This window comes from Protofrankia sp. CiP1_Cm_nod3, assembly GCF_982290655.1.
This window is the reverse complement of record NZ_CEVIVD010000196.1, coordinates 1-2,090: the sequence shown is the minus strand read 5'-3', so window position 1 is coordinate 2,090 and position 2,090 is coordinate 1. Positions and strand designations below refer to the sequence as shown.

General features: G+C 71.2%; 2 protein-coding genes. Both read right to left on the bottom strand.

What is annotated here, in order from left to right; genetic code table 11:
- Nucleotides 1-1,003: DEAD/DEAH box helicase (locus tag AC5LUJ_RS22395; protein ID WP_493465687.1), on the bottom strand; the 1,003-nt coding region annotated here is incomplete at its 3' end.
- Between the two features lie 236 nt (nt 1,004-1,239).
- A partial coding sequence (locus AC5LUJ_RS22390; protein WP_493465686.1) for a serine/threonine-protein kinase occupies nt 1,240-2,090 on the bottom strand: 851 nt, incomplete at its 5' end.

The window sequence follows — 2,090 nt, the reverse complement described above, 5'->3', positions numbered from 1 at the left end:
CGGGCGGCAGCCAGACCTCGGTGAGCTCGGCGAAGATCTTCTCCTCCGCGGCCGTGGCCGGGCAGCGTAACGGCACCGACGGGCCCCGCTCGGCCCACTCGTTGCTGATCTCGTCCCGGACCTCCGGACTGATCTTCGTCCGGCGCAGGTAGAGATGTTCGATGTCCTCTTTCGCGTAGTTCTCGACATCGACGATCGCGGCCGGGTCGAGCAGTCTGATCAGCTCGCCGAAGGACTTCTTGTCACCGTTGTGCGGGGTGGCGCTGGCCAGCAGCAGCGCGTCGGTACGGGAGGCCAGCAGCCGCGCCAGCCGGTTGCGCAGGCTCGTCGAACCGATCAGGTTGTGCGACTCGTCGATCACGACCGCGTCCCAGCCGATGTTCTCCAGGTGATGGCCGTACATGCCGACGTTCTTCAACGTGTCCACCGAGACGATGACCCGCTTGAAATAGGTGAACGGGTTGCGCCCGGCCGGGATCTCCCGCTGGATCCGCTCGATACCCACCGAGTCCAGCCGGACCAGCGGGAGGGAGAAACGCGTCCACAGCTCGTGCTGGAACTGCTCGAGCACGTGCTGCGGCGTCACCACGAGGATGCGCTCCCCCCGGCCGCGACGGACCAGCTCGGCCAGGATCAGCCCGATCTCCAGGGTCTTGCCCAGGCCCACCACGTCCGCGATCAGTATGCGGGGGCGTAGCCCGGCGAGCGCGAGCTCGGCCGGCCGCTGCTGGTAGACCTTCGGGTCGAGCACGAACGAGTCCGCCAGCGCCAGCCCGCGCTCGCCACGCGGCAGCGGCGTGCGGCGCAGCACCGCCTCCAGATACAGCCGGCCGCGCCGGAACCGCGGCGTGTCGTCGGCGACCAGGACGGTGTTCTCCGGGCGCAGCACCTCGACCGGCTCAAGCCCGTCGAAGAACGTCGCCTCACGGTCCTGGACGAACTCCGAGGCCCCCACCACTTTGATCATGTACCCGTCGTGCGCCGTCCGGACGGCGCTGCGCACCAGCCACTCCTCGTCACGAACGAGGACCCGTGCACCCGGCGCGTACGACCCGCGCCGCCCTGCTGTCACCAACGCCTGCCTTCCCTGTCCCTACGTCCTCTGCGTCGTACGTCCCCACGTCGCAGGCCCACCCCGACCTCGCACGCCCGCCTGTGACCGTGTCCCGAGAGCCGGCGCCGGTACCAGCACCGACATCGATGCCGGCCCGGCGCTCCCTCCCCGCGGCCAGGCTCCGCTCAGAGCTCCGCGTTGCGGGCGTACTCGGCGCGCAGGCGCGTCACCAGCCACTCAACACTGACGGACGCCCGCGACGGTAACGCAGCCGGGCCCACCCGAGGACCTGATCCGTCCGGTACCGGCAGCACCCGCGTCGCCTGTGCGGCATGGTCTGTCCCGGTATTCCGCGTTTCTCCGCCCTCCGTGCCCCCGGCATCCACCCCCTCGGCCGCCCACTCGGCATGGTCCGAGCCGGATGATCCCCACGGGACCGCCGTCTGGTCGTCCCACGGCTCCTCCCGCGGGTCGGCGTCGTACAGCTCGGGCCCGCTAGCGGACGCGACGAACGTCCGGGCCACGAGACGGCGCCGCAGCCGCGCCCCGGTCCGGCCACCCGCGGTCGCGACGTCCATCAGGCCGGTCATCAACGCGTCCAGCGACGGCCGGGCGGCCGGCTCGAAGGCGAGCATCGCGCCGAGCAGCGACGCCAGTTCGGCCGGAACCGCGTCCAGATCCGGCCGGATGGCGGGATCGGCGATGTGGCCCAGCAGCGCGTAGCCACGGACCCCGGGATACAGCGAACGTCCGGTGGCCGCGAAGACCAGGGTGGCGCCGAGCGCGTAGACGTCGGCCGCCCCGGTCAGCTCCCGGTCGCCCCGGGCCTGCTCGGGCGGCATGTAGGCGAGGGTGCCGACGACCCCGCCGGGCTCGGTGAGCTCCCGCTCGTGCCTCCGCTCCAGCAGCAGCGCCAGTCCGAAGTCGATCACCTTGGGGCCGTCCGGACCGAGCAGGATGTTCTGGGGCTTGAGATCCCGGTGCAGCAGCCCGACCTGGTGGATCTTCTCCAGCCCCTCGATGAGCGCCGCGCCGA